The organism is Endozoicomonas sp. ALB091 (assembly GCF_049310265.1).
GTDB lineage: Bacteria > Pseudomonadota > Gammaproteobacteria > Pseudomonadales > Endozoicomonadaceae > Endozoicomonas.
Genome location: NZ_JBLYNQ010000008.1, coordinates 1,234,698 through 1,257,167, shown reverse-complemented (window position 1 = coordinate 1,257,167; position 22,470 = coordinate 1,234,698). Strand labels below are relative to the sequence as shown.

Below are 22,470 nucleotides of genomic sequence, written 5' to 3'. Positions count from 1 at the left end.
CTTTTTTTTATAAAACATATCTGAATTTTGGATTAGGTGCTCAGACTAAATTTTCTTCACCAAGTGCTTCTGAAAGAGCGATTACATCACCTATAGATGGCCAGGCAAAACAAAGAAGCAGCAGTCTTTCTACGATTTCTTCTCCATCCTTAATTTCATGCAATAGATGCATGTTTTCAACTTTATGCAATGATTTCAAACCATCAAAGATGAAGCCATCTCCCGGCTTTTTGTACTCAAGTGTTTTTATGGTACCCGCTACAGGAACTCCGGGAGAAAATAAGGAATTTTGTGCAAAACTCAATTCTCCACCAGTAAAACCATTGCCGTGTTGATAATATGGCGATAAAAGTGTTGTCATGGATAAATTACATCCATCTTTATGCCATTCCATATTGCATACCTGTGTTTGTTCATGGGTAAATTGATACCTGAGCACATTACAACGAACCCCAATAGAGAAATCCTTCCAGTTAAGTTTTTGACCCATTGTTTGCAAGGCCTCTTTACACATTGCCTTTATTGAATCTGTATGGGGCGCAAATTTTTTTTCAAATGCTTCTGTATCTGAAAGTTTACCAGCTGCATCAAATGTTACCTGTGTTGGATGCTGTGAAACCTTGGAGTATTCTGAAGCAACAAGTTCAACCTGTCGTATTCTATTGCCACTATTGACAAAATCAGAAGTAGGTAAATTTTTAATTTCCTGAATAGCTTTTGCCAAGGTTAATTGTGAAACAGCATCTGGTGCTTTAACAATTATTCTCCCAAACTTGCTTGCTTTTTCGAATGATAAGATTTCATCAGACAAGGATGGATCTTCGATAGAACCAGATGAAGCCGCAGTAGAATGAATACTGGATGCTGTAGTCGAATACATCTTAAAAATTCCTTCCTTTTTTTATAAATCATATTTAGAAATCTCATGATAGTCTAAATTTTAAAATCCCACTTATCACTCTAGTCAACCAATTGATCCATTTTGAAAGGCAATAAATATACCCGGAACAACAAATACTGCGTGAGATTCGGGGCAGTTTATGAAATATCCGGGTTAAGCAGCAAGAATGACAACTTTCAGCATGTAAAACCTGCATCTTGAAACTGTCTGGTTATATAGCCTAAAGTCAATGCTATTGAATTACAGAGAATAAAACATGGATACCATTATCCGGCACGCCGAAACTCCTGACTTGCACGCTATTGGAGAGTTTTTCCGCGACCCGGGAGTAACCCGCCAGACCAGCCAGATCCCTTACCGCCCCCAGGCGTATTGGCACAATCTGTTCAATATGGACGACAAGAACCATATACAGCTGGTAGCCGAGTCCTCAGGACAAATCCTTGGCCTTCTCGGGTTACAAATACAGGACAACCCACGACGCAAACACTGCGCAAGTTTTGCTATTACCGTGCATCCGGATGCCCAGGGACAAGGCATCGGTAAACAGCTCATGTCGGCCATGGTAGAACTCGCCGACAACTGGTTGAACCTGGTGCGGATCGAATTAGACGTTTATACCGACAACTCCCGGGCTATCAGCCTCTACCAGGGCTTCGGTTTTGAGATAGAAGGTGAAAGCAAATGTGATGCCTTTCGCGATGGACAACTGGTCAACAGCTACCGGATGTCCAGAATCCGATTACCCGTAGCAACCCCGAAACCAGAGCACGCGCAGCAGCATAAAGCCCACCCCGGAATGACTGTTCGCGCCTTCAAACCTGAAGATACCGAAGCGGTTATCAGGCTATGGCAGCAGTGTGGTCTGACCACTCCACAGAATAATCCACAACGTGATATCGATCGAAAAGTGGCCATCAATGACGGCCTTTTCCTGGTAGGCCTGATCGAAAATGAAATCGTTGCATCGGTTATGGGGGGTTACGAGGGCCATAGAGGCTGGGTGAACTATCTGGCCGTCGCTCCCCAATGGCAACAATATGGACTGGGCAGAACCCTGATGGAAAAGTTGGAAAATCGTCTGGCAAAGCTGGGATGCCCAAAGATCAACCTGCAGGTACGCAGCGCCAACCAACAGGTTTTGGCCTTCTATCAATCCCTGGGTTACCAGACAGACCAGGTCATCAGCCTGGGAAAACGTCTGGTGCAGGAAAGCGCTAATACGCCTACACCCCGTTCACCCTGAGCGGAGTCGAAGGATGGGAGCACCGCACTTCGACAGCGCTCAGTGTGAACGGTATGGATATCAACGCTTGCCTAGTACATCTCTTCAATAAGGTTGAGACGTATAATCTTCGTTCACCCTGAGCGGAGTCGAAGGGTGATTGGCACGGTCTTTATTCAGAGTATGGTATTTACGCCCTTCGACTTCGCTCAGGACGAACGGAGTTTGGGCGTCATTGATAGAGGGAACCCATCAAATACATTGAAACCATGTACCAGGAGGCTGACGGGAATAGATTCCAAAAACTCTTTGCAACTCTCAGAGCAGAAAACAGTCTGATATTATGATTCCACATAATATGTAATACATCATGACTATTATCAGACGGCTTATCTCAATACTGGTTCTGCTCTCGTTTGCCACGGTGGGCAACACCGCCTCACAACGCCCTGTAGCCAACGATTTATCGTCGGCAGACTCCCGGCCCAAGCCAAAAGAAGTGGCATTCTCCCCCCGGAAACTCCGGCTGATTGACTATAATCCTGTGTCCGGAAACTACCTGTTCCGGGGCAACATGCCCGTTATCAAAGGCCGGTTTGCCTATCAAAAGCTTATTGACACCATGAACCAGAGAAGTATGGAACAGCTCCATACCCCCCTTCCCGAAGACATCTATATTTATGATTTTTCGTTGATCAGCAAACTCGGTGAACGTCATTTACTGAAACAGGAACAGATGTTTGCCCAAATCAACCCGGATTTGATGCAGCTGATCCACCATCCGGTTTATGGTGCTGCTTCCAATCCTGACTATTACCCGACGTCAGTTCTCCACATCATGCTCAAACTTCCCTTTATTGGTGATGTATACAAACTGGTAGACAAGCTCAACAAATTACTTAATCAGGAGTACACCAGGCCTGCCGCCATTTTTGTTCACTGTCAGGCTGGCAGTGACCGGACAGGCATGGTCATTGGCACTTATCAGATGCAGTTTCTGGGCAAAAGCTACCTTGAAGTGATTGAGGAAGCAGAGGAAATTGCAGGAAGACCGCTCAGGTCACTGCAAAAAAGAGCACTGAAATGGATCGCCTATTATTTGCGGGATAGTAAAGGCATTCAGAGTGTTGGTGCCATTTACTAGTACATTGTTTCAATGAGTTTGACGTGTACAATCTCCGTTCACCCTGAGCGGAGTCGAAGGGTGCTTGGCACGATCTATCAGAGTTCGGAGTTTTCGCCCTTCGACAGGCTCAGGACGAACGGAGTGCGGAGGCACGACAACCCGTCAAACTCATTGAAACCATGTACCAGGAGGCTGATGATCAAAACAGTTACCAGGTTCGGCTGACACAACGTTCTATTTCACGTCCCTACTGCCCTGCATGCGCTCTTGCCATTGCCTGGCGCATCACCACCATAACAGGTCAGCCGCTACCTTTTAATCTTTTCAAATTGGTGGTTTGTGGTGCATCCGATACATAGTAAAATAACTCGTTTTCATTCAGGCAAGATAGATCCAACAATGGCAATAAACTGGTATCCCGGCCATATGCACAAGGCCAAAAAAGAGATCCGTGAAGTGATACCAAAGATGGATCTTATTATCGAGGTGCTGGACGCGCGGCTTCCCTTCAGCAGTGAGAACCCGATGGTTGCCTCCCTGCGTAAAGACACACCCTGCATCAAGATTCTCAACAAGAGCGATCTGGCTGATCCGGCGGTCACCCAACAATGGGTAGACCATATCAACCGCACTTCCGGCATGAAGGCCATTGCCGTCAATCTGAAGCAGCCGGACAAAATTCGCAGCATTCTGGCTATGGCACCCGCCATGGTTCCTGAGCGGAATCTGGAGGTCAGCCAGCTGAAGGCCATCATCCTTGGTATCCCCAATGTGGGCAAATCCACCACCATCAATATTCTGGCCAGTCGCACAGTTGCCAAAACCGGCAATGAGCCGGCGGTCACCAAACAGCAGCAGAGAATCAAACTGCCCAATAATATTGTCTTGCTGGACACCCCCGGCTTTCTCTGGCCCAAGCTTGAGCCGGAAGATTGCGGCTACCGTCTGGCCATCAGCGGAGCCATCAAAAACACGGTTATTGAGTTTGAAGACGTTGCCATGTACCTGGCCGAGTTTATGATGCAGCATTATCCGGATGCGCTGTTGCAGCGTTACCAGCTTAAGGATATTCCGCAAACCGGCATTGAGCTGTTTGACAGGATCGGTCAACGGCGTGGCTGTATGCGCAGGGGCGGTATTGCAGATACCCATAAGGTTGCCGAAATTCTGATCAATGAGTTCCGGGATGGCCAGCTCGGTCGAATTACCCTGGAAACACCGGAAATGATTACAGCCCAGCTGCAGGCCATGGAAGCAGCAAAAGTGGCAAGGGAAGCAGACAAGGCTGAAAAATAACCAGCATATTTATCAGACACTGAGGTTTGGACAATGATAACCTCTCGATATTCACACCATTCAACAGGACTACAGGAAAATAATACCGATGAGAAAGTTGTTATTGGTACTTATGTTTGCATTTCCGATGATGGCTTTTGCCAAAGCGACGGACAGCGTTGAAAATACCAGCCGGTTTCAGGAAGGACCCCATTACAAAGTCGTTAAAGGGCTTGCCCCTTCTACCAGGCCAACCGTGACCGAGCTGTTTTCTATTTACTGCGGAGGCTGCTATCAGTGGGAGAAAGGACCACTGATTACCCTGAAGAGCTGGCTGAGTCAGCAGGGCATTGAGTTCAAACAGGCGCATATGAACTTTATGGGTGCCTATGCCAAACAGGCCACCCTGGCATTGGCCATGACCCAGGGCACACCGCGCCATAACGCCGTCAAACAGGCTCTTTTCAGCCGCCTTCATGTAGAGCGCAAGGGCGACTGGCGAAACGATGCGGAATTCTTCCAGACCCTGGAAAAGGCTGGACTGAAACAGTCTGACTTCGAGGCGAACCAGAATAACCTGTTAGTGATGAGAACAGTACTGGACTGGAATCAGTATGGTGAACACGTTCATGCCGTTCCCGGCTTTATGGTGAATAACCGTTACCTGATCAATATGGGCAGCTTGAAGTCCCATGACGAGCTGAACGCACTGATCACCTACCTGACCAAACTTCCAGCGGAAGAGACACAATAATACCAATTCCGCCTTCTAAATATGAGATCGAGCAAGTCATTTTGGACAGCTGGGCAAGGCGGAATGACGAGTAATAGCAGGGCTATTGCGAGGAATTCCAACGAAGATCCAGCTGTTCAAAATGGCTGCGCAGTTCATATTTAGAAGGTGGAATTGGTATAACACAGCGCTGATGGCTTTTCGGTGACCCAACCGGAAAGCCAGAAGTAACTTCGAGAGGGATCCAACCATTGGCTGCTGAACAAAACCCCAATAGCCTCTTTCAACGTTTGAAAGACAGCCCACTGCAAACCATCCACGGCTGGCAGCGTTTACGAGTCACCTGGCTTATTATGTTTGCCACCGCGCTCTTTCTCGAGCTGTGCGCCTTGGGCTTTCAGTATATTCTGCATATGGATCCCTGTGAGCGCTGCGTCTATCAGCGGCTCGCCGTTCTGGTGCTGATGTTGGCACCATTGGTTATCATCATTTCACCCACCCAGCTGTTTTTCAGGATCACAGGTTACACTCTCTGGATTGCTGGTGCACTGTATGGGCTGAAGGAAGCCATTGCCCAAATGGCAGACTACGCCGATTTTAATCCGTTTACTTCCAGCTGCAGCTTCCGCCCGACCTTCCCTTTCGACCTGCCTCTCTATGAATGGTGGCCCTCCCTGTTTATGCCCACCGGACTCTGCGGTGCCGACGACTGGACCCTGCTTACCCTGAACATGGCAGAATGGATGGTCGTGATTTTCTCAATTTATCTGTTGGCTGCAGCGACCTGCATTATTAGCTCTCTGTACGCCAGGTTCTTCAAAAAGCCGTGAATGGCCACGCATCAATTTCAGAAATCAACGCATTTCCACCATGCCAGGTAGAATTCACGATCTTTTACCTGGCGGTAAACTTCTGTGATACATCGCTTGCCAAAGCAATCACGGCACGTTAACGGAGACCGCCTAACCGCCCGGGGTCTTTTGTCATCGAAAATACTGCGTGCATAAACTGTACGCAGTTGGTGTGCCCTTCATTGGCAGAAAGACCAAGCGGGCTCAAACCATTTTTCGTTAAGAGCCTGATGTTTGCTCCGCGCTCCAGCAAGTGTTTCAGAATCTCAATATTGCCTTCTGAGGCGGCAATGTGAACTGGTGCCCAACCGTCCTGATCGGTGATATTGATACTGGCTCCTTTTTCGCTCAGCAGTCGTGCTGCTGCAATGTTGTTATTCCACACAGCCATGTGCAGGGACGTATCACCGTGGTCATTGGCTGCATCAATCTTCGCCCCATGGTTGATAAGGATATGCATGCAGTTGATATGTCCTTCTTCGGTCGCAAGGTGGAGCGGCATATGACCAAATATCCCGGATTTGTTGATATCTGCCTTAAAGTGGATCAGTTGTTCCAGAAAATCCGGGTAGCCAGAACAGGCTGCATTACATGCGGCCGAATAGCTCATGGCGTCGCCGTAATCAACATCGGCTCCACGGGAGAGCAGGTACTGCAGGCACGCCATCTGTTTCATTAACACGGCTTTGTGCAAGGGTGCATAACCGCGATTGTTGACGGCATTGATATTGGCTCCACCATTAATTAATGGCGGCAAAGACTCAATGTGCCCGGCATCGACCGCTTTATGCAGGGGAGTATCGCCTTGCTGGTCGGTTACCGTTGGATTTGCCCCTGCTGCCAGCAGAAGACCCATACACCTGGTATGGCCACCGTCGGCAGCCAAATGCAAAGGGGTGGAACCGTGATACCCCTCAACTCCATTGATATCGGCCTGGTTACGGATCAGCAGATTCAGTATACGGTCATGGCCTTGCTCTGCGGCGATGTGCAACAGCCCGGTATTGCAGTAGGTGCCAGCAGAATAATATTGTTGACGGACCATTCCCGGGTCTCGCCCCAGCATGGCCTGTATGGTCGCCAAATCTCCGTTGCGACAGGCGACCAGGGCCGGGGATTCACAGTAAAGGGTGTTTGAGGGTAACGTTTCCCCGGCCACCTGCACCAGTGGTAGAACCCGCTCTGGACAGACAGCACAGGTTCGGAATTTTGGAAAATCCGACTGCTCGTCCAAGTGCCGACGTATACATTCCAGGTGGAAAGTATGGTGGCAAGCTGTTTTGACTATTGAGCGTCCGGCAGATGTTCCTACCGCGTCACTGCTGCTAGCGGAATCGGTTTGTTTGGCACAGAGTAAACAGGTGGTTCCAGATGTTGCGATACTATTCATCATGGACAACACACTCCTGAGTTATTCAACGGCAAGATTCAATAAACTATGGCAGCTATGAGTCGAGGGGGCTTTTGACAGCCTCACAAGATCCTTAAATAAAAACTAAATTCAGGAATTTGAGAAACAAACCGAGGACGTGGTACTTGCCTGCCAGAAACGCCATGAACGGTTTCTGGAGTGCACAGGACTACTGGTGTATCCAGTCTTCCTTCTTGTACAGACCTGAACGGGTCACCCTGGACAAGTATGTTATCTGTGAAGAACAACGAGAGTGGACGGTCTATCTGCCTTTCACCACCCCGATCGATATTTTCCTGAATTCTGTTATCAAAAGACTGATCAGATATTCAGAAACATCAACATGCTGCCAGTTCAATACCAGTTCAAGAACCTCAACCACCTTGGCTTGGTTGCCGCTATGTGTCGGGAGCAAGGATAGCCGAATACATTGATGCCCGTATCACAAATGATTCCGATGTTCGTAATGTCACTATTGGACAAGCTGTAGTTGCAACAATCATTAATGGGTTGGGCTTTACAGGGCAAACTCTGTACATAGTGGTAATGTATACGACAAAACCTGTTTTCAGGAAATAATCAAAAATCATCTACCGTGCTTTAAGGCAGCTTTGAATAGCCGTCACTGGGTTGCTTTATCCTGGGCACCAATGAATTGGACCAGAATAGTCTGAATGCCTCTGAGCTGTTGTCTACCTATAAGTCGCAACAACAGGTTGAAGGTGGCTTTCGGTTCCTGAAAAGCCCGGATTTTCTGGTCTCTTCGCTCTATCTGAAGAAACGCATTGGAGTGCTGTTAATGGTGATGACATTGTGCCTGATGGCCTCCAACACAGAATAAGGCACGAGCTGAAAAAACAGAGTCGTGTATTTCCAAATCAGAAAAAGAAGCCTTGCCAGAATCCAACAGCAGAAGCGCCACCTTTCTTCTTCAGGAGATCTGGGGTTGTGCTTTTGCTACAAAAACATTATGATCACTAACCATTAACGACATTCGACGTTCAAAAAAACACCAGAAAATTCCAAAATCAATGAGAACGAAGTACGAAAACGGCCAATCCCCAAAACATTTTGAATATTAGTCCCTTAAGGAGGGAGGAGGATTCTGCGAATGTAACTGTTCTCTGAAACCTTATTGACCCTTGATTACCAAGGGCTACAAGCACCCGTACTTAAGTTAAATATGGCTGCAGCCCCTGGTAATCGCGAACATTGGATGGAATCACCAAACAGTTACCTGCGAATTTCAACTATCAAAATAAAAACAACAATACTACTGCGCCAAGGTTAATAACAGGCAAAAGCTTACATTTATAATACTCTTGAGAAGCGGAAAATCGCATCATAAACAGGGTTATTACGTAACCATAAAAGACGGGTTTTCCCGTAAAAACTTACTAAAAATTTATCAACCCCTTACAAAACCAGCCCTTTCTGTAGCTTGCGGCGATTGCGTGCGCAGACAGGAATGGTTTGTACTGAAATAAAATAGAGCTGTTTCGTTATACGCAGGCACGACCACCCAATATCAGGTGGATCACGCAAAAACGATGGGCGGTAGCGTACCTGAGTGAAAATTATGCACCGAGAGTCAGCGCCACAGGGGAAAATCATGAAACCCCGTACCCTGCGAGGACTTCAGACAGATATCGAGTGCTCATGGCGGCCTTTTTCTGCTTCCGCTTCAGACCAGCTTTAAAGGTTTTGCTATTATTCAACATATTAACTGCCATATGTCGAAAACCAGTGAGCATTTCAGGGGCATTGCCTCTTCTGATTCGATAATCATCTTCTATCATTGCAAAATCCATTTTTCAATGGAGTTTATTCTCGATTGCCCAATGCCCTCTTGCAGCATGTGCAAACTTTTCTGCAGTTAATTGCGCAGAAGAAATATAATAACGGACACTGATGTCGTCAGTATTGAATACACCATCTTCCATTCTGGCAGACAAAATAATCCAGAGTGTTTCATTCCTTTCCAATAAAAAGAAAGATTAACGAATTCATCAAAGATATCACTGACTATATGAAGACGCGCCTCCATTCTGCCATGGCTTTTTTCTTCGGTTCTGAAGGTATCACCCTTCCATTGATTCACTTTTTCAATAGAAAAATAATACAAATGCCTCGTGAAGCTTGCCTTGGTTACCCTTTACCGCTGACAAATAATCAGCCCCTTTATCAACAATATTCTTGGTAATCTACCTCTGACACCCCATGGCGTCTAAGGTTACAAGGCAGCCACGAATTTCAAGGAGTTTAAGCAATTCAGGTATGCGGTAATCTCGTTACTACTATATTTTTTTAACCAATCCATCCGCTCATTGCCGAAGTCTTCAATTTCTTCCCAGCCTTCGCAACCTGCAATGACTGCACAAATGACTAAGAGCAGAATATCAGCAAGTTTATGATCTATTTTCCATTGCTAACGTGCGTAATAAATAACAGATATCCTATTCATTAAATCAAATACATTCATTTTCAGAACATCCAAATCTTTTTCATATAATACACTAGATGTATATTTTTGCTCTATAAGGGGATGTCCTTATCGCCATTGAGCCCACTGGCTTCGAGGGTTTTCATGATTTTCCCCTAAGATAATGCCTGTGCTTTTAAGGCCAACAGCCTTAAAAAACCCCAACCAAACGCAAAACTTATTTTAAGTTCACTTAAACCAAGAGCTGCTCCCCCCCTTGGATTGGAGCAAAGTAATATCCCGAAAGTTATTGATAAAAGATTTAATGGAAAAACGAACCTCACTTGAAATTCAAATCTCAGTTTTAAAAGCACTGCTGACCCGCGAGTTGAAGACCAGGCTGGGGCAGCACAGGTTGGGGATTGCCTGGATTTTTATTGAACCACTTTTGCAAATCATGGTGTTCATGGCCATGTTTTATTTCAGGGACAAGACAACTATTGGCGGGCTGGAATTTCCCGTCTTTCTTGCGACAGGTTTGGCTCCGTTACTGTATTTCAAAAAAGTAATCTCACAATCTTTAGGCGCTGTTGCTGGAAATAAGAACTTGCTTATTTACAGACAAGTCAGGGTTTTTGACTTATTTCTGGCCAGATTTTTATTGGAAGCAGTCTTGTCTTTTGGTGTTCTTGTCCTGCTTATTACCGGAGCCTGGTGGCTTGGCTATGAGGTCGATTTAGTAAACTCTCTTAATTTCATCTTGATTTTCATTCTTTTGAGTTTACTGGCATTTGGCTTCGGCTTGATATTTGGAGTTATTAGTACGCTAAGTCCTGAGGTTGGTAAATTTGTTCCTCCGTTATTGCAGCCATTGATGTTTATTTCAGGTACTTTTTTTTCAATTAATGAGTTGCCATCGGCTATTCAGCCTCTCCTCTTATGGAATCCCTTGTTACATGCTTTCGAATTGATGCGCTCCAGCTTTTCATTTCATTATGATATATCACTGGTTAGCATGGAATATTTGATGCTTTGGACACTGGCGTCATTGACGGTCGGGGTTTTAATGATTAGAGCAAATTGGCGGAAAATGCTGGCGGTATGATTACTTTCAACAATGTTACCAAATATTACCCAACCCCAGACGGCAGGCATTATATCTTGAAAGATGTGTCACTGGAGCTACCGGCTAATGTCAATATTGGTGTTTTTGGGGCAAATGGTAGTGGTAAAAGTACATTGATGCGTCTGCTTGCTGGTGTAGATTATCCCAATAAAGGTGAAATCAGAGTAGCTGGAAATGTCTCCTGGCCTTTGGGTTTATCCGGTTATCAGGGCAGTATGACCGGTCGGGAAAACGCTGAGTTTGTTTGCCGTATCTATGGTAAATCCAAGTATGAGATCAAAGAAAAGATTGATTATATTAAAGCTTTTTCAGAGCTGGACAATTTTTTCGAAATGCCCTTAAAAAGCTACTCATCAGGTATGAAGTCAAAGTTTTCTTTTGCAGTCTGTATGGCGTTTGACTTTGACTACTACCTAATTGATGAGTTAACTGCTGTGGGTGATAAACGCTTTAAAGAGAAATGCAAGAAGACCTTTGATGCCAAAAAAGAAGTGGCCAATTTCTTATTTGTCTCCCATAACCTCAGCGAGCTGAAGCGGCAGTGTGATATTGGCATCTTTATCAAGGATGGCAAAATACACGTCCATGATAGTATTGATGATGCTATTGCTGCTTATAATGCGATGTAGCCTCTAGCCTCTAGCCTCTAGCTTTTGGCTGTTGGCTTTTGGCTGTTGGCTTTTGGCTTTTGGCTGTTGGCTGTTGGCTGTTGGCTGTTCGCTGCTGGCTGCTGGCTGTTCGCTGCTGGCTACTGGTCAGAAGCCAGAAGCCAAAAGCCAGAAGCCAAAAGCCAAAAGCCAAAAGCCAGAAGCCAGAAGCCAACAGCCAGAAGCCAACAGCCAGAAGCCAAAAGCCAAAAGCCAAAAGCCAAAAGCCAGAAGCCAGAAGCCAGAAGCTAAAAGCTAAAAGCCAAAAGCCGATTTTCGTATCTAGGATTTAGATTCGATCGCCCGAATTATATTTGTGAATTTAGTTGTTGAATATGTCTGAAATTACATCAGAGATAAAGCCGGATATTAAGACGGCAAATCCCAAAGTTGACCAAATAAAAAAAGACTGGCAAAAACTTGCCGGTATCAGAATAGAGAAAAAAAAGTGGTTTAAGCCTGCGAAGAAATATTTGCTTCATAAGCAGGCTGGTCGTTGGTTTGCAGGATTGGTGCTGGCACCATGGTTACTGGCTGCAGGTTATTATGCGGGTGTGGCTTCAGATCGCTTTGTCTCCGAGGCCAGCTTTATGATTGAGAAGAGTGATGGGGGGGTTCCCAGTTTTGATGGGTTCAGTCTTTTAGGTGTAGGGGGTCAGTCTGCCGGTGATCAGAAACTTCTGGAAGCTTATATTAATTCTCCGGATATGATGCTGGCACTGGATAAACAGCTTAACCTCAGGGACCATTACAGCACAGCAGACTGGCTTTCTGGCCTTTCTAAAGATGCCAGCTTTGAAGACTTTCTCAGCTACTACCGGGATCACCTGAAAGTTCGTTTTAATGACTCCAATGGCCTTCTTGAGCTGGAAGTACAGGGGTTTACTCCAGAGTTTGCAAAAAGCATGGCGCAGGAAATTCTGAACAACAGTGAGCACTTTGTTAACAAGATAGGCCATGATCTTGCTGATGAGCAGCTGAAGTTTGTTCAGGGCGAAGTCGGCCTTGCTGAACATAAACTGAAAGGTATAACAGCTCAACTAGTTGCCTTCCAAAATACAACGGGTTTGCTCAGTGCTGAGCAGCAGGGGGCAGCACTCAGCAGTATTCTCAATGAACTCCAGGCTGAGCTGGTAAAGAGTCAGACAGAACTTGAGACTAAAATAGCCTATCTGAATACCAAATCACCACAGGTTGTTGCTCTCAAACAGCGGATTGCCGCCCTGGAAAGCCAGATTGATAAGGAAAGTCAAAGGCTGACAGATGATGAAAACACCAGTATTAATGATCTGGCTGCACAGCAAAAAGAGCTTCAGCTGGAACTGGAGCTGGCAACCAAAGCCTATTCTTCATCTCTGATTGCATTGGAAACTGCCCGCACGGAAGCCAGTCGCAAGCTGAAGCAGTTGGTTGTTATCAGCAGTCCACATCTTTCTGATGATGCCAAATATCCCAGAGTGGCTTATTCACTGACTAATATTCTGTTAATTTTGTTGGCGGTGTTTGGGTTGATTCGGATGATTCGGGCGACTGTTCGGGAGCATCGGGATTAGGCTTTTGGCTGTTGGCTGTTGGCTTTTGGCTGTTGGCTGTTGGCTGTTGGCTAATGGTTGTTGGCTTTTGGCTTTTGGCTGTTGGCTGTTGGCTTTTGGTTGTTGGCTTTTGGTTGTTGGCTTCTGGTTAATGGTTGTTGGTTGTTGTTTCAATTTTGGATTTCAGGGTATTGATCATTTTGGCGATTTTATGGCATTGGAGCAGGAATTCCTTCTTGTTATGGGTTGGCAGGTAGCCGACTTGTTCGGCAATGATTAGTTGGGTTTTTAACTCTGCTGACACAGGGGGCACATGAGCCAAGGCTGATACATAGGAACTGAATTTTTTCTTTATCTCCTCTCCGGCTCATTCCCTCTGCAATGTTGGAGGGAACAGACAGTGAAGAGCGGGTAACCTGATCTTTGAAACCGAAGTCACGACAATGCTTAAAAGAAAGTATTACCTTGGTACACAATTCAACGGCTTCCTGCCAAACCAAAAGTCGTTCAAAATTCATAATTTTTATTTCATTTTTCTAACTATTCCCAAACAAAATAGAAGCCAACACAAACCATGTCCAGCCAACAACCAACAGCCAACAGCCAACAACCAACAGCCAACAGCCAAAAGCCAAAAGCCAAAAGCCAGCAGCCAACAGCCAACAGCCAACAGCCAACAGCCAACAGCCAACAACCAACAACCAACAACCAACAGCCAACAGCCAACAGCCAAAAGCCAAAAGGCAAAGGAAGGTGTTCGGTTGATTTAGAATCTGCTTGCATTGATCACCAATACGTACTAATTTTCGATATTGATACGTGTAGGAGGCGGTTATGAGCAAACTGACACTGACTGTCGATCCTGAAGTGGTTCGGCAGGCAAAAATATACGCTGCAAGCCAGCAACAGAGTTTATCTGGCCTGGTTGAAAATTTTTTAAGGAGTCTTCCTGTTCAACCAGATAATAATGAGCCTTTGCTTCAAGGAGCTGTGGCTGATTTGGCAGGTATCATCAGAGAGGAAGATCTGGAAAGACTTGATGAATATACTGAATACCTGAAGGATAAATACCAATGATACGAACCTTGTTCCTGGATGCGGATGTAACGCTTGATCTGTTGGCGAAGCGTGCTCCATGGTTTGTGCAAAGTGCTGATATTTTTTCCAGAATACAGGCGGGGCAGATTCATGGTGCAACTTCAGTATTAGTATTTGCAAATCTCTTTTATATTCTCAGAAAGATTAAAGGTCAGAAAGAAGCCCTTGCTGCTATGCAAAAACTAAAAGGCCTGCTTCGTGTTATGGTTACCTCAGAAGCAGCTCTTGAACAGGCTCTCAACTCGGAATTTGCTGATTTAGAAGACGGAATACAGTATTACACAGCCCAGAGCTGTGGAGCGTCTTTATTGATTACTCGAAATATCAAAGATTACAAAACAGAAACAATGCCAGTAATGACACCGGAACAGTATCTTGAAAGTATTGAGTGTCATTAGTCCTTAGGATTTGTCTTTAATAAGTTCCCGATTTCCGTTCACCCTGAGCTTGTCGAAGGGTCGTGCCACCGAACTTCGACAAGCTCAGTCCGAACGGAGTCAGGCAATGAAAATAGGGAAGTTATTTCCAGGCAACTCCTTAGAGGCCACCTTATAAGTTATGTTGGCTACTGTGGCCTTTGCAAATAAGTCTGAAATGATTGTAGAAGAGCAGGTAATCTGGTCTTTGAAACCGAAGTCCCGACAATATTTAAAAGAAAGTATTACCTTGGTATACAATTCAACAGCTTCCTGCCAGACCAAAAGTCGTTCAAGATTCATAATTCTTATTTCATTTTTCTAAATATTCCCGAACAAAATAGAAGCCAACACAAACCATGTCCAGCAACAGCCAACAGCCAACAGCCAACAGCCAACAGCCAACAGCAAAAAGCCAACAGCCAACTGGTCAAGAAGTTTTTTATTTTAGAAGGTAACTCCGGTCAGCAGGGTCAAAACCATCGGCAGGTTTACCATTTTTTACTACGTGCCATTTAAAAGGAACTTCATCCGGTTGATTCTGCCGTGTGTTAAAAGCCATTCGGATTAATTGGTTTGCCAGTTGGCTCACCGTCGTACGTTCTTTATCTGCCTGCCAGGGCGGTAGCATGAGGTGCACATATGTACTATTAACATACCTCCGGTATAGCCAGAGGTACGACAATGGCCAACTACACACCAATGGTCGTCAGGATTCAATCGCTAACTGAGCCTCGTAGCGATATACACGTTACATACCCTCTTCCAGAAGTCTTATTTATCGTTTATGTCAGTATTTTGAGTGGTTACACCACATGGCAAGGCATGGAGCGGTTCGCTAAATACAACCGACGCTGGTTTCGTCAGTTTTTTCCTTATAAATTTGGCTTCCCTACCCATCACACTATTGCAACAGTATGCAAGCTGCTTGACCCAGAAGCTTTTACGCAGTTATTTATCGATTGGGTAAGCGACACAATATCTGAGATAAATGCTCGTAAAATGGGGCCTCATCCAGAAAAAAACGACAATGTCATAGCTATTGACGGCAAGGCTCTGCGTGGCTCACGTCCAGCTAAAGGCAAGAAGTTGGTCCATATGGTCAGTGCTTACAGTTCAGAACTTAAGCTTATATTAGGTTTTACCCCCGTTGATAAGAAGTCCAATGAGATTACTGCCATTCCCGAAGTTATCGATGTGCTTTTTCTCGAAGGAGCCTTGATTACCAGTGATGCCATGGGGTGTCAGAAAAATATTTGCAAAAAAATCATTGATAAAAAAGCTGATTACCTGCTCTGCGCCAAGGACAATCAGCCGACTCTGAGCAGTAATATCGAAGCATATTTTTCAAAGTACATTGAAGAACACCCGGATGATCCGGAACCTGCTGATGACGAACCAGCCTTTGCAGAATCGATGGAGAAAAATCGGGGGCGTCAAGAACACCGGCGTTGTTGGGTTTTTAACGACATTGAGGATATAGACCCCAAGCATGAGTGGCCTGGCCTTAAGCAGTTTTCGGTTATCCAGAGAGACAGATTGGTTGGTAAAAAACAAACAACTGAATTGCATTTTTATATAGAGAGCCGAGAGATGACAGCCTCCAGTGTGCTGGCAGCAGTACGCAATCATTGGAGTATAGAAAATGGACAACACTTGTCACTGGATGTCAGCTTTCAAGAAGATGCCTCTAAAATCCATGAGCGAACAGCGGCAAAGAACGTTGCGACTGTAAGGCGGTGGTGTTTTAATGTACACAAACAAAGTAGCCGGTTTGAGAAAGAGAGTATGTCAGGCCGGATTGAACTGGCAGGGTTAGATCAGGACTATCGAACCGAGCTGGTACTTGAGAAGTTTTATCCTGACTAAACAGCGAGTTTAAATTCAGGCTGCAGAAGCAGCACAAGGTACAAGCTTCGTGTGAGGCCGGTGGCTTTTTGTGTCAATTTTCCATATTTTGGTTTCTTTTCATCAATCCTGCCTAAAATACGCGCTGGATTGTCTGAGAATATTCGATCTGCAATGTTGGCAGTCATGAGCAGAGCAAAAATATGAACTATGGTGCATCTGATGCGACCACCCTGATCTGCCTGCTCCTTAAGCTGAGCGAGTAGACCCGGCTCCAAATCTAAAGTAGTTCTCATACATTCACCCTTGTGCATCATGAGTAACAGCCTAGCGCATCATGATGCAATAGCATTAAATTACCAGAATATGAAATTTCCAAATTTAATACTGTCAGCTGCAGTATTGGTGCTCAGTGCCAATGCCTTTGCCAGCGCCCCCATGTCAGAACCAGAAACCGCTGCTGGCCCTGAAGTTATTGAAAAAGCGGTGATCAAACCCGTATTTGGTCAAAACCTCTTTTCCGGATTTCGACAAGCTGAATTCAAAGGTTTTAATCCAAATTACAAACTTGCGGTAGGCGACAAAATCTCCCTGCAAATGTGGGGTGCTTATGAAGCAGCGGTCAAGCTGACAGTAGACGCCCAGGGCAATATATTTATCCCTCAGGTTGGCCCGGTAAAATTGCAGGGGGTGGCTAATAAAGACCTCAATGCAGTGGTTGAAAAAAAAGTTCGCAGTGTTTACCAGAAAAACGTCAATCTTTACGTCAGTCTGGATGCGACAGAGCCAGTGAAACTGTTTGTCACGGGCTTTGTAAAGTCGCCGGGTCTTTACGGTGGCTTTTCATCCGATTCGCTCCTTGCATTTCTGGCAAAATCAGGCGGTATCCGGCCTGAATCGGGCAGTTATCTGAATATAGAGTTAAAACGTAATGGCCAGACCAGGGCGGTTTTTAATCTCTATGACTTCTTACTGAAAGGCAGCATTGAGCAGGTTCAGTTACAGGATGGCGATACGCTGGTCGTTAATAGCCGACAGGGGGTTACCTACTTTGAAGGGCTGGTTGAAAACCCGGTTCAGATTGAATTCAACGGCAGTGGTGTAGCACTGGGGCAGGCGCTGGAAATGGTCGGGGCCATGCCTGAAGCGACCCATGTACGAATTGCCCGTAATCAGCTCAGCAAACGAAGTGTTGAGTACCTTCCTCTGGCCGATGCCAAAAGCGTGCTGCTGAACAGTGGCGACGAGGTCACTGTGGTGTCCGACAAAATGCCGGGTACGATCAGTGTGGTGGTGGAGGGCGAGCATAATGGCCAAGCCATTTATGTTCTGCCCTATGGCAGCACGATAGAGTCTCTTATTGATCAGCTACAACTCAATCAACGATCAAACTTGGAAGCTCTGCAGTTGTTTCGTAAAGAAGTAGCAGTCAGACAGAAAGAAGTGCTGGATATCTCTTTGCAACAGCTGGAGCAAGTCACCCTTTCGGCTCGCAGCTCAACGGATGGTGAGGCAAAACTGCGCCAGGCGGATGCGGACTCCATTCTTAAATTTATCGAGCGTGCAAGGCAGCTCAAGCCCAGGGGCCAGGTGCTGCTTGGTGACAGCCAGAAGCGCAACGATGTTCTGTTAAAAGACGGTGACCGCCTGGTGATACCTGGCCAGACGGTTCTGGTTCAGGTGCATGGGGAGGTGATGTTCCCCAACGCCATGGTCTTCCGGAAAAATGCCGATATTCTCGATTATATCGCCAGTGCCGGCGGGTTTAACCAGAAAGCGGACCAATCCCGCCTGCTGGTGATGCACCAGGATGGAACCATCACCAATATCCAGAAAAAGGGTGGCTGGTTTGCCGATGGCTATGCCAGGGCAGATATAAAGCCTGGTGATGAAATCATGGTAATGCCGCAGGTGGATATTAAGAGCTTCCAGTATACACGGGATGTGATTGATACGATTTATAAGGTGGCGTTGAGTACGGCAGTGGTTGCTGGGCTTTAAGGAATTGTCATATTTCAAAAAACAGGCTTCTGGCTGCTAGCTTCTGGCTGCTAGCGGCCAACAGCCAGCAGCAACCGTTTTTGATAAATCCGATTTAATCAGAAGTTTTCAATGAAGTGGTTTCATGGAAGACATTATTAAGCATTGAAAGATAAGCAGATAGATTATGCCTGACAGTATTCATCATTATTCAACCACCCGCAAAGGTATTATTCTTGCCGGTGGTTCCGGTACACGCCTTTACCCACTGACCAAAGTAGTCAGCAAACAGTTGATGCCGGTTTACGATAAACCGATGATTTTCTACCCGCTATCAACACTGATGCTGACTGGTATCAAAGAAATAGCCATTATCACCACACCGGAAGAAAAGCACCGCTTTCAACGCTTGCTGGGCGATGGATCTCAGTGGGGAATCCACCTTGAGTATATTGTGCAGCCTTCACCCGATGGTTTGGCACAGGCCTTTATACTGGCTGAAGAGTTTATTGGTGGTGATGACTGTGCTTTGATTCTTGGTGATAACCTGTTCTACGGTCATAAATTCTCACACCTTCTTCAGAAAGCAGACCAGCACAATGATGCAACCATTTTCGGGTATCGTGTTGCAAACCCAAGGGCATACGGTGTTATTGAACTGGACGAGAATGATAAGCCAGTCTCTATTGAAGAAAAACCGCAAAAGCCCAAGTCAAACTATGCTGTCACAGGTCTTTACTTCTTCGATAACCGTGTGGTTGAGTTTGCCAGGTCAGTAAAGCCATCTCACCGTGGTGAACTTGAAATCACCTCGGTTATTGACTGCTATCTCAATGAAGGGTCTTTGAAAGTCGCGAAAATCAGTCGTGGTTCTACCTGGCTGGATACCGGTACCCCTCAGGATTTGTTAAATGCCGCAGCATATATTGAAACCATTGAGTCCCGCCAGGGTATGAAAATAGCCTGCCCCGAAGAGATTGCATACCGCATGGGCTATATCTCTGCCCAGCAGTTATTCAAGATTGCGGAGCCATTGCGTAAGAGCGGTTACGGTGAGTACCTGATTAATATTATTGAAGAGGTCGAGGGCGTCAGCTGGTTTGAGCGTGCCGAGCCAAGCGTAGCCTGATCGTTTGTATGAAAGTTGTAGAAACAGGTATTGAAGGTTTGGTTATCATCGAACCTCAGGTATTCGGTGATGAGCGCGGTTTTTTTATGGAGACTTTCCAGGCACGGAAGTTTGCAGAATTGGGGCTGCCAACTCACTTTGTTCAGGATAATCATAGTCGTTCAGGAAAGGGGATTCTGCGGGGGCTGCATATCCAAAAGCATAACACGCAGGGAAAATTGGTACGTGTCACTGCGGGTGAGGTTTACGATGTGGCGGTAGACTTGCGACAGGGTTCACCGACTTATGGTGAGTGGCGTGGTGTTTACCTGTCTGATGAGAACAGGAAAATGCTCTGGGTACCGGAAGGTTTTGCCCATGGTTTTTATGTAACCAGTGAATCAGCAGACTTTGTTTACAAATGCTCAGATTATTATGCCCCGGAGCATGAACTGAGCATTGCCTGGGATGATCCTCAGCTTAACATTGAATGGCCGATTGGTTATAAAGAAAAGCCACAGCTATCGCCCAAAGATATGAGCGCAGTGCCTTTTTCTGAGGCATGCAGCTGGAAGCTGGAAGCAGGAAGCTGGAAGCAGGAGTTCTGAGAATGAAAGTGTTGATTACCGGCTCAAATGGGCAGCTGGGTTATGAGTTAACGAGAACAGCACCTGAAGGTGTTGAACTGACCTGTGTTGATGTGGAACAGCTGGATATTACTTCAGAAGCTGCTGTCACAAATTTCTTTGCAGAACATACACCAGATGTCGTTATTAATGCAGCCGCTTATACTGCTGTCGATAAGGCAGAATCCGACAGTGAACTGGCTTACGCAGTGAATGCTGTTGGGCCAGAACTGTTGGCTAAAGCCTGTGTTGATGCAGGTAGCTTTATGGTGCATGTTTCTACCGATTTTGTTTTTGATGGCAATCAGTCCACGCCCTACAAGCCTGAAGATCATCCAAAACCTGTCAGCGTATACGGTAACAGTAAGTTGAAAGGTGAAGAACAGGTTACCAGTATTCTTGGCAACCATGCAGTAATTATCCGTACTGCATGGGTCTATTCAACCCATGGTAATAACTTTGTTAAAACCATGCTTCGATTGATGAAAGAAAAAGATCAGCTTGGTATTGTGGCAGACCAGATCGGTACACCAACCTGGGCTAAAACACTGGCTGAATGCTGCTGGAATGTGGTTGGGCAGAAGCTGGAAGCTATATACCACTGGACGGATGCCGGAGCTGCCAGTTGGTATGATTTTGCCGTCGCTATACAGGAAGAAGCGTTAGAGCTTGGCTTGCTGAAAAAGGCTATTCCCATCAAACCCATTGCGGCAACTACTTACCCGACGCCTGCAAAACGACCAGCCTTCAGTGTGCTGGATAAGCAGTCAGCTTATGATCAGTTGCCAATGCCCATTAAGCATTGGCGAAACTGCCTGAAAGCGATGCTGAATGAACTTCAAGAGCAGTAATCACACGACTCTTTGCGTTATCTTCTATACCTTATTTGAGCTGCTGCTTTTAAAGTAGTCAGCTGAAAATCTATGACACGCCGCTATTTCGAGAAATGCATCGCTTGATAAAAAAAGCTTTATAAAAAAAGCTTTATAAACTTGACGGGTGGTAGCGTGCTTAAAAGATCTTTTTAAAATGAAAACACTACTTGTTACCGGTGGTGCCGGTTTTATTGGTGCCAACTTTGTTCACTACTGGCTGAACCAGTATAAAGAAGACAAAGTTATTGTACTGGATGCCCTGACCTATGCAGGCAATATTGCCAGTCTGGAACCTGTCAAGGAAAACTCCAACTTCACTTTTGTCCACGGCGATATTCTTAATACCGAACTGGTTGAGGAGCTTCTTCGACATCACAAGGTGGATACCCTGGTACACTTTGCTGCTGAATCTCATGTAGACCGTTCCATTACCGGCCCGGATGCCTTCCTTGAAACCAATATCATGGGTACCCACAGTCTGCTGAAAGCGGCAAAAAAAGTATGGCTGGATGAAAACCTGTTGGGTGATAAAGAACATCGCTTGCACCATGTATCGACGGATGAAATATATGGCACATTGTCTCTGACGGATCCGGCATTTACAGAAGACACACCTTACGCGCCAAACTCGCCTTATGCAGCCAGTAAAGCATCCAGTGACCACTTGGTTCGTGCCTATAATGAAACCTATGGCCTGAAAACGACGATCAGTAATTGCTCCAACAACTATGGCCCATACCATTTCCCTGAAAAACTGATCCCTCTGGTGATTACCAATATCCTGCACAACAAGCCACTGCCAATTTATGGTGATGGCAAGCAAATCCGTGATTGGCTCTATGTAGAAGACCATGCCCGAGGTATTGAACTGGTACTGAATAAAGGCAAGGTTGGTGAAAACTACAACATTGGTGGTCATAACGAGTGGCACAATATTGAAATCGTTAAACTTATCTGCCAATTAATGAATGAAAGCCTCCAGCTTCCAGCTTCCAGCCTTCAGCTAAATCAACATTTTCCTAAGGCAACATCCGCCATCGCAGGCAAATCCGAAACTCTCATAGAGTATGTTAAGGATCGCCCAGGTCACGACCGCCGCTACGCCATTGATGCCAGCAAAGCAGAAATTGAACTGGGTTTCAGGCCGACTGAAACCTTTGAAACCGGTATTCGTAAAACCATAGAGTGGTATCTGAATAACGAACACTGGTGGCAATCGTTAATTCAGCAATAACACCACAGGGATCGCAGCGCACCGGTGTAAGCGGTA

The 22,470-nt window shown here is 45.8% G+C and carries 26 protein-coding genes and 2 pseudogenes; 20 read left to right on the top strand and 8 right to left on the bottom strand.

The genetic code is table 11. The features are described from left to right. Positions 1-40 precede the first annotated feature (40 nt). On the bottom strand, positions 41-880 hold the full coding sequence (locus tag ACO6UX_RS21845; RefSeq protein ID WP_422450401.1) for a hypothetical protein: 840 nt from the start codon (positions 878-880) through the stop codon (positions 41-43). A 277-nt stretch (positions 881-1,157) separates the two neighbouring features. On the opposite strand from ACO6UX_RS21845, the gene ACO6UX_RS21840 reads away from it, so the two are divergent. The 5 genes from ACO6UX_RS21840 to ACO6UX_RS21820 all read left to right on the top strand — a co-directional run bounded on the left by ACO6UX_RS21840 (position 1,158) and on the right by ACO6UX_RS21820 (position 6,090). Continuing rightward, positions 1,158-2,147 (top strand): GNAT family acetyltransferase, encoded by a 990-nt coding sequence (locus ACO6UX_RS21840; protein ID WP_422450400.1) that lies wholly within the window; start codon positions 1,158-1,160, stop codon positions 2,145-2,147. Positions 2,148-2,496: 349 nt separating this feature from the next. Further along, entirely contained in the window at positions 2,497-3,270 is a 774-nt protein-coding gene (locus ACO6UX_RS21835) for a hypothetical protein (RefSeq protein ID WP_422450399.1), read from the top strand. A gap of 381 nt (positions 3,271-3,651) precedes the next feature. Beyond that, a complete protein-coding gene (ylqF, locus tag ACO6UX_RS21830) occupies positions 3,652-4,548 on the top strand; it encodes a ribosome biogenesis GTPase YlqF (protein WP_422450398.1) in 897 nt (298 codons plus the stop codon). A gap of 88 nt (positions 4,549-4,636) precedes the next feature. Beyond that, positions 4,637-5,281 carry a thioredoxin domain-containing protein gene (locus tag ACO6UX_RS21825; RefSeq protein WP_101747167.1) on the top strand — a complete coding sequence of 215 codons (645 nt, stop codon included), beginning with the start codon at positions 4,637-4,639 and terminating at the stop codon, positions 5,279-5,281. Between the two features lie 230 nt (positions 5,282-5,511). After that, complete coding sequence (locus tag ACO6UX_RS21820) at positions 5,512-6,090, top strand: disulfide bond formation protein B (protein ID WP_422450397.1); 579 nt, start codon at positions 5,512-5,514, stop codon at positions 6,088-6,090. Between the two features lie 118 nt (positions 6,091-6,208). On the opposite strand, the gene ACO6UX_RS21815 is transcribed toward ACO6UX_RS21820, so the two are convergent. Further along, positions 6,209-7,504, bottom strand: coding sequence for an ankyrin repeat domain-containing protein (locus ACO6UX_RS21815; protein ID WP_422450396.1), 1,296 nt, complete (start codon positions 7,502-7,504; stop codon positions 6,209-6,211). A 143-nt stretch (positions 7,505-7,647) separates the two neighbouring features. On the opposite strand from ACO6UX_RS21815, the gene ACO6UX_RS21810 reads away from it, so the two are divergent. From ACO6UX_RS21810 to ACO6UX_RS21800, 3 genes and pseudogenes are all read left to right on the top strand, one after another. Then, positions 7,648-7,956, top strand: a complete 309-nt coding sequence (locus tag ACO6UX_RS21810) for a hypothetical protein (RefSeq protein WP_422450571.1) — start codon at positions 7,648-7,650, stop codon at positions 7,954-7,956. Beyond that, positions 7,925-8,101: a DUF4277 domain-containing protein gene (locus ACO6UX_RS21805; RefSeq protein WP_422450395.1), complete on the top strand. Its 177-nt coding sequence runs from the start codon at positions 7,925-7,927 to the stop codon at positions 8,099-8,101. Before ACO6UX_RS21810 ends, ACO6UX_RS21805 begins: the two co-directional genes overlap by 32 nt. A 46-nt stretch (positions 8,102-8,147) precedes the next feature. Beyond that, positions 8,148-8,434 (top strand): annotated as a pseudogene (locus ACO6UX_RS21800) (IS1634 family transposase); the annotation flags it as partial. Positions 8,435-9,132: 698 nt separating this feature from the next. On the opposite strand, the pseudogene ACO6UX_RS21795 reads toward ACO6UX_RS21800, so the two are convergent. After that, positions 9,133-10,004: pseudogene (locus ACO6UX_RS21795) on the bottom strand (ISAs1 family transposase). 265 nt (positions 10,005-10,269) lie between these two features. Between ACO6UX_RS21795 and ACO6UX_RS21790 the strand changes: the two are divergent. The 4 genes from ACO6UX_RS21790 (at position 10,270) to ACO6UX_RS21775 (ending at position 13,270) form a co-directional block, all read left to right on the top strand. Beyond that, positions 10,270-11,049, top strand: coding sequence for an ABC transporter permease (locus tag ACO6UX_RS21790; RefSeq protein WP_422450394.1), 780 nt, complete (start codon positions 10,270-10,272; stop codon positions 11,047-11,049). Continuing rightward, positions 11,025-11,699 (top strand): ABC transporter ATP-binding protein, encoded by a 675-nt coding sequence (locus ACO6UX_RS21785; RefSeq protein ID WP_422450393.1) that lies wholly within the window; start codon positions 11,025-11,027, stop codon positions 11,697-11,699. Before ACO6UX_RS21790 ends, ACO6UX_RS21785 begins: the two co-directional genes overlap by 25 nt. Before the next feature lie 73 nt (positions 11,700-11,772). Then, entirely contained in the window at positions 11,773-11,976 is a 204-nt protein-coding gene (locus tag ACO6UX_RS21780) for a hypothetical protein (RefSeq protein WP_422450392.1), read from the top strand. Between the two features lie 76 nt (positions 11,977-12,052). Beyond that, entirely contained in the window at positions 12,053-13,270 is a 1,218-nt protein-coding gene (locus ACO6UX_RS21775; RefSeq protein ID WP_422450391.1) for a hypothetical protein, read from the top strand. Between the two features lie 127 nt (positions 13,271-13,397). Here the strand turns inward: ACO6UX_RS21775 and ACO6UX_RS21770 are convergent, their stop codons facing one another. Genes ACO6UX_RS21770 through ACO6UX_RS21760 form a run of 3 tightly spaced genes read right to left on the bottom strand, consistent with a single transcriptional unit; the run spans position 13,398 to position 14,032 of the window. Then, positions 13,398-13,553 carry a four helix bundle protein gene (locus tag ACO6UX_RS21770; protein ID WP_422450390.1) on the bottom strand — a complete coding sequence of 52 codons (156 nt, stop codon included), beginning with the start codon at positions 13,551-13,553 and terminating at the stop codon, positions 13,398-13,400. Continuing rightward, positions 13,489-13,767, bottom strand: coding sequence for a four helix bundle protein (locus ACO6UX_RS21765; RefSeq protein ID WP_422450389.1), 279 nt, complete (start codon positions 13,765-13,767; stop codon positions 13,489-13,491). The genes ACO6UX_RS21770 and ACO6UX_RS21765 overlap by 65 nt, the downstream gene beginning before the upstream one ends. Positions 13,768-13,789: 22 nt before the next feature. Continuing rightward, entirely contained in the window at positions 13,790-14,032 is a 243-nt protein-coding gene (locus ACO6UX_RS21760) for a hypothetical protein (RefSeq protein WP_422450388.1), read from the bottom strand. A gap of 51 nt (positions 14,033-14,083) precedes the next feature. On the opposite strand from ACO6UX_RS21760, the gene ACO6UX_RS21755 reads away from it, so the two are divergent. Together ACO6UX_RS21755 and ACO6UX_RS21750 are read left to right on the top strand one after the other, a co-directional pair. After that, positions 14,084-14,326, top strand: coding sequence for a DUF6364 family protein (locus ACO6UX_RS21755; RefSeq protein ID WP_422450387.1), 243 nt, complete (start codon positions 14,084-14,086; stop codon positions 14,324-14,326). An 8-nt stretch (positions 14,327-14,334) separates the two neighbouring features. Then, complete coding sequence (locus ACO6UX_RS21750; protein ID WP_422450386.1) at positions 14,335-14,745, top strand: type II toxin-antitoxin system VapC family toxin; 411 nt, start codon at positions 14,335-14,337, stop codon at positions 14,743-14,745. 99 nt (positions 14,746-14,844) lie between these two features. On the opposite strand, the gene ACO6UX_RS21745 is transcribed toward ACO6UX_RS21750, so the two are convergent. Then, positions 14,845-15,066 carry a hypothetical protein gene (locus ACO6UX_RS21745; RefSeq protein WP_422450385.1) on the bottom strand — a complete coding sequence of 74 codons (222 nt, stop codon included), beginning with the start codon at positions 15,064-15,066 and terminating at the stop codon, positions 14,845-14,847. 381 nt (positions 15,067-15,447) lie between these two features. Between ACO6UX_RS21745 and ACO6UX_RS21740 the strand changes: the two genes are divergently transcribed. Then, positions 15,448-16,632, top strand: coding sequence for an ISAs1 family transposase (locus ACO6UX_RS21740; RefSeq protein WP_422445646.1), 1,185 nt, complete (start codon positions 15,448-15,450; stop codon positions 16,630-16,632). On the opposite strand, the gene ACO6UX_RS21735 is transcribed toward ACO6UX_RS21740, so the two are convergent. Next, on the bottom strand, positions 16,629-16,907 hold the full coding sequence (locus ACO6UX_RS21735; protein ID WP_422450384.1) for a hypothetical protein: 279 nt from the start codon (positions 16,905-16,907) through the stop codon (positions 16,629-16,631). The two genes, ACO6UX_RS21740 and ACO6UX_RS21735, sit on opposite strands and share 4 nt — an antisense overlap. Positions 16,908-16,977: 70 nt before the next feature. Here ACO6UX_RS21735 and ACO6UX_RS21730 point away from each other — a divergent pair, with 70 nt between their 5' ends. The 5 genes from ACO6UX_RS21730 to rfbB all read left to right on the top strand — a co-directional run bounded on the left by ACO6UX_RS21730 (position 16,978) and on the right by rfbB (position 22,434). Next, positions 16,978-18,612 carry a polysaccharide biosynthesis/export family protein gene (locus tag ACO6UX_RS21730; RefSeq protein WP_422450383.1) on the top strand — a complete coding sequence of 545 codons (1,635 nt, stop codon included), beginning with the start codon at positions 16,978-16,980 and terminating at the stop codon, positions 18,610-18,612. 166 nt (positions 18,613-18,778) lie between these two features. Next, entirely contained in the window at positions 18,779-19,720 is a 942-nt protein-coding gene (rfbA, locus tag ACO6UX_RS21725) for a glucose-1-phosphate thymidylyltransferase RfbA (protein ID WP_422450382.1), read from the top strand. Positions 19,721-19,728: 8 nt separating this feature from the next. Then, positions 19,729-20,307 carry a dTDP-4-dehydrorhamnose 3,5-epimerase gene (rfbC, locus tag ACO6UX_RS21720; protein WP_422450381.1) on the top strand — a complete coding sequence of 193 codons (579 nt, stop codon included), beginning with the start codon at positions 19,729-19,731 and terminating at the stop codon, positions 20,305-20,307. 2 nt (positions 20,308-20,309) lie between these two features. Further along, positions 20,310-21,176 carry a dTDP-4-dehydrorhamnose reductase gene (gene rfbD / locus ACO6UX_RS21715; protein ID WP_422450380.1) on the top strand — a complete coding sequence of 289 codons (867 nt, stop codon included), beginning with the start codon at positions 20,310-20,312 and terminating at the stop codon, positions 21,174-21,176. 178 nt (positions 21,177-21,354) lie between these two features. Beyond that, the gene (rfbB, locus tag ACO6UX_RS21710; protein ID WP_422450379.1) at positions 21,355-22,434 is read left to right on the top strand and encodes a dTDP-glucose 4,6-dehydratase; all 1,080 of its coding nucleotides are present in this window, start codon (positions 21,355-21,357) and stop codon (positions 22,432-22,434) included. The last annotated feature ends 36 nt before the right edge of the window (positions 22,435-22,470 follow it).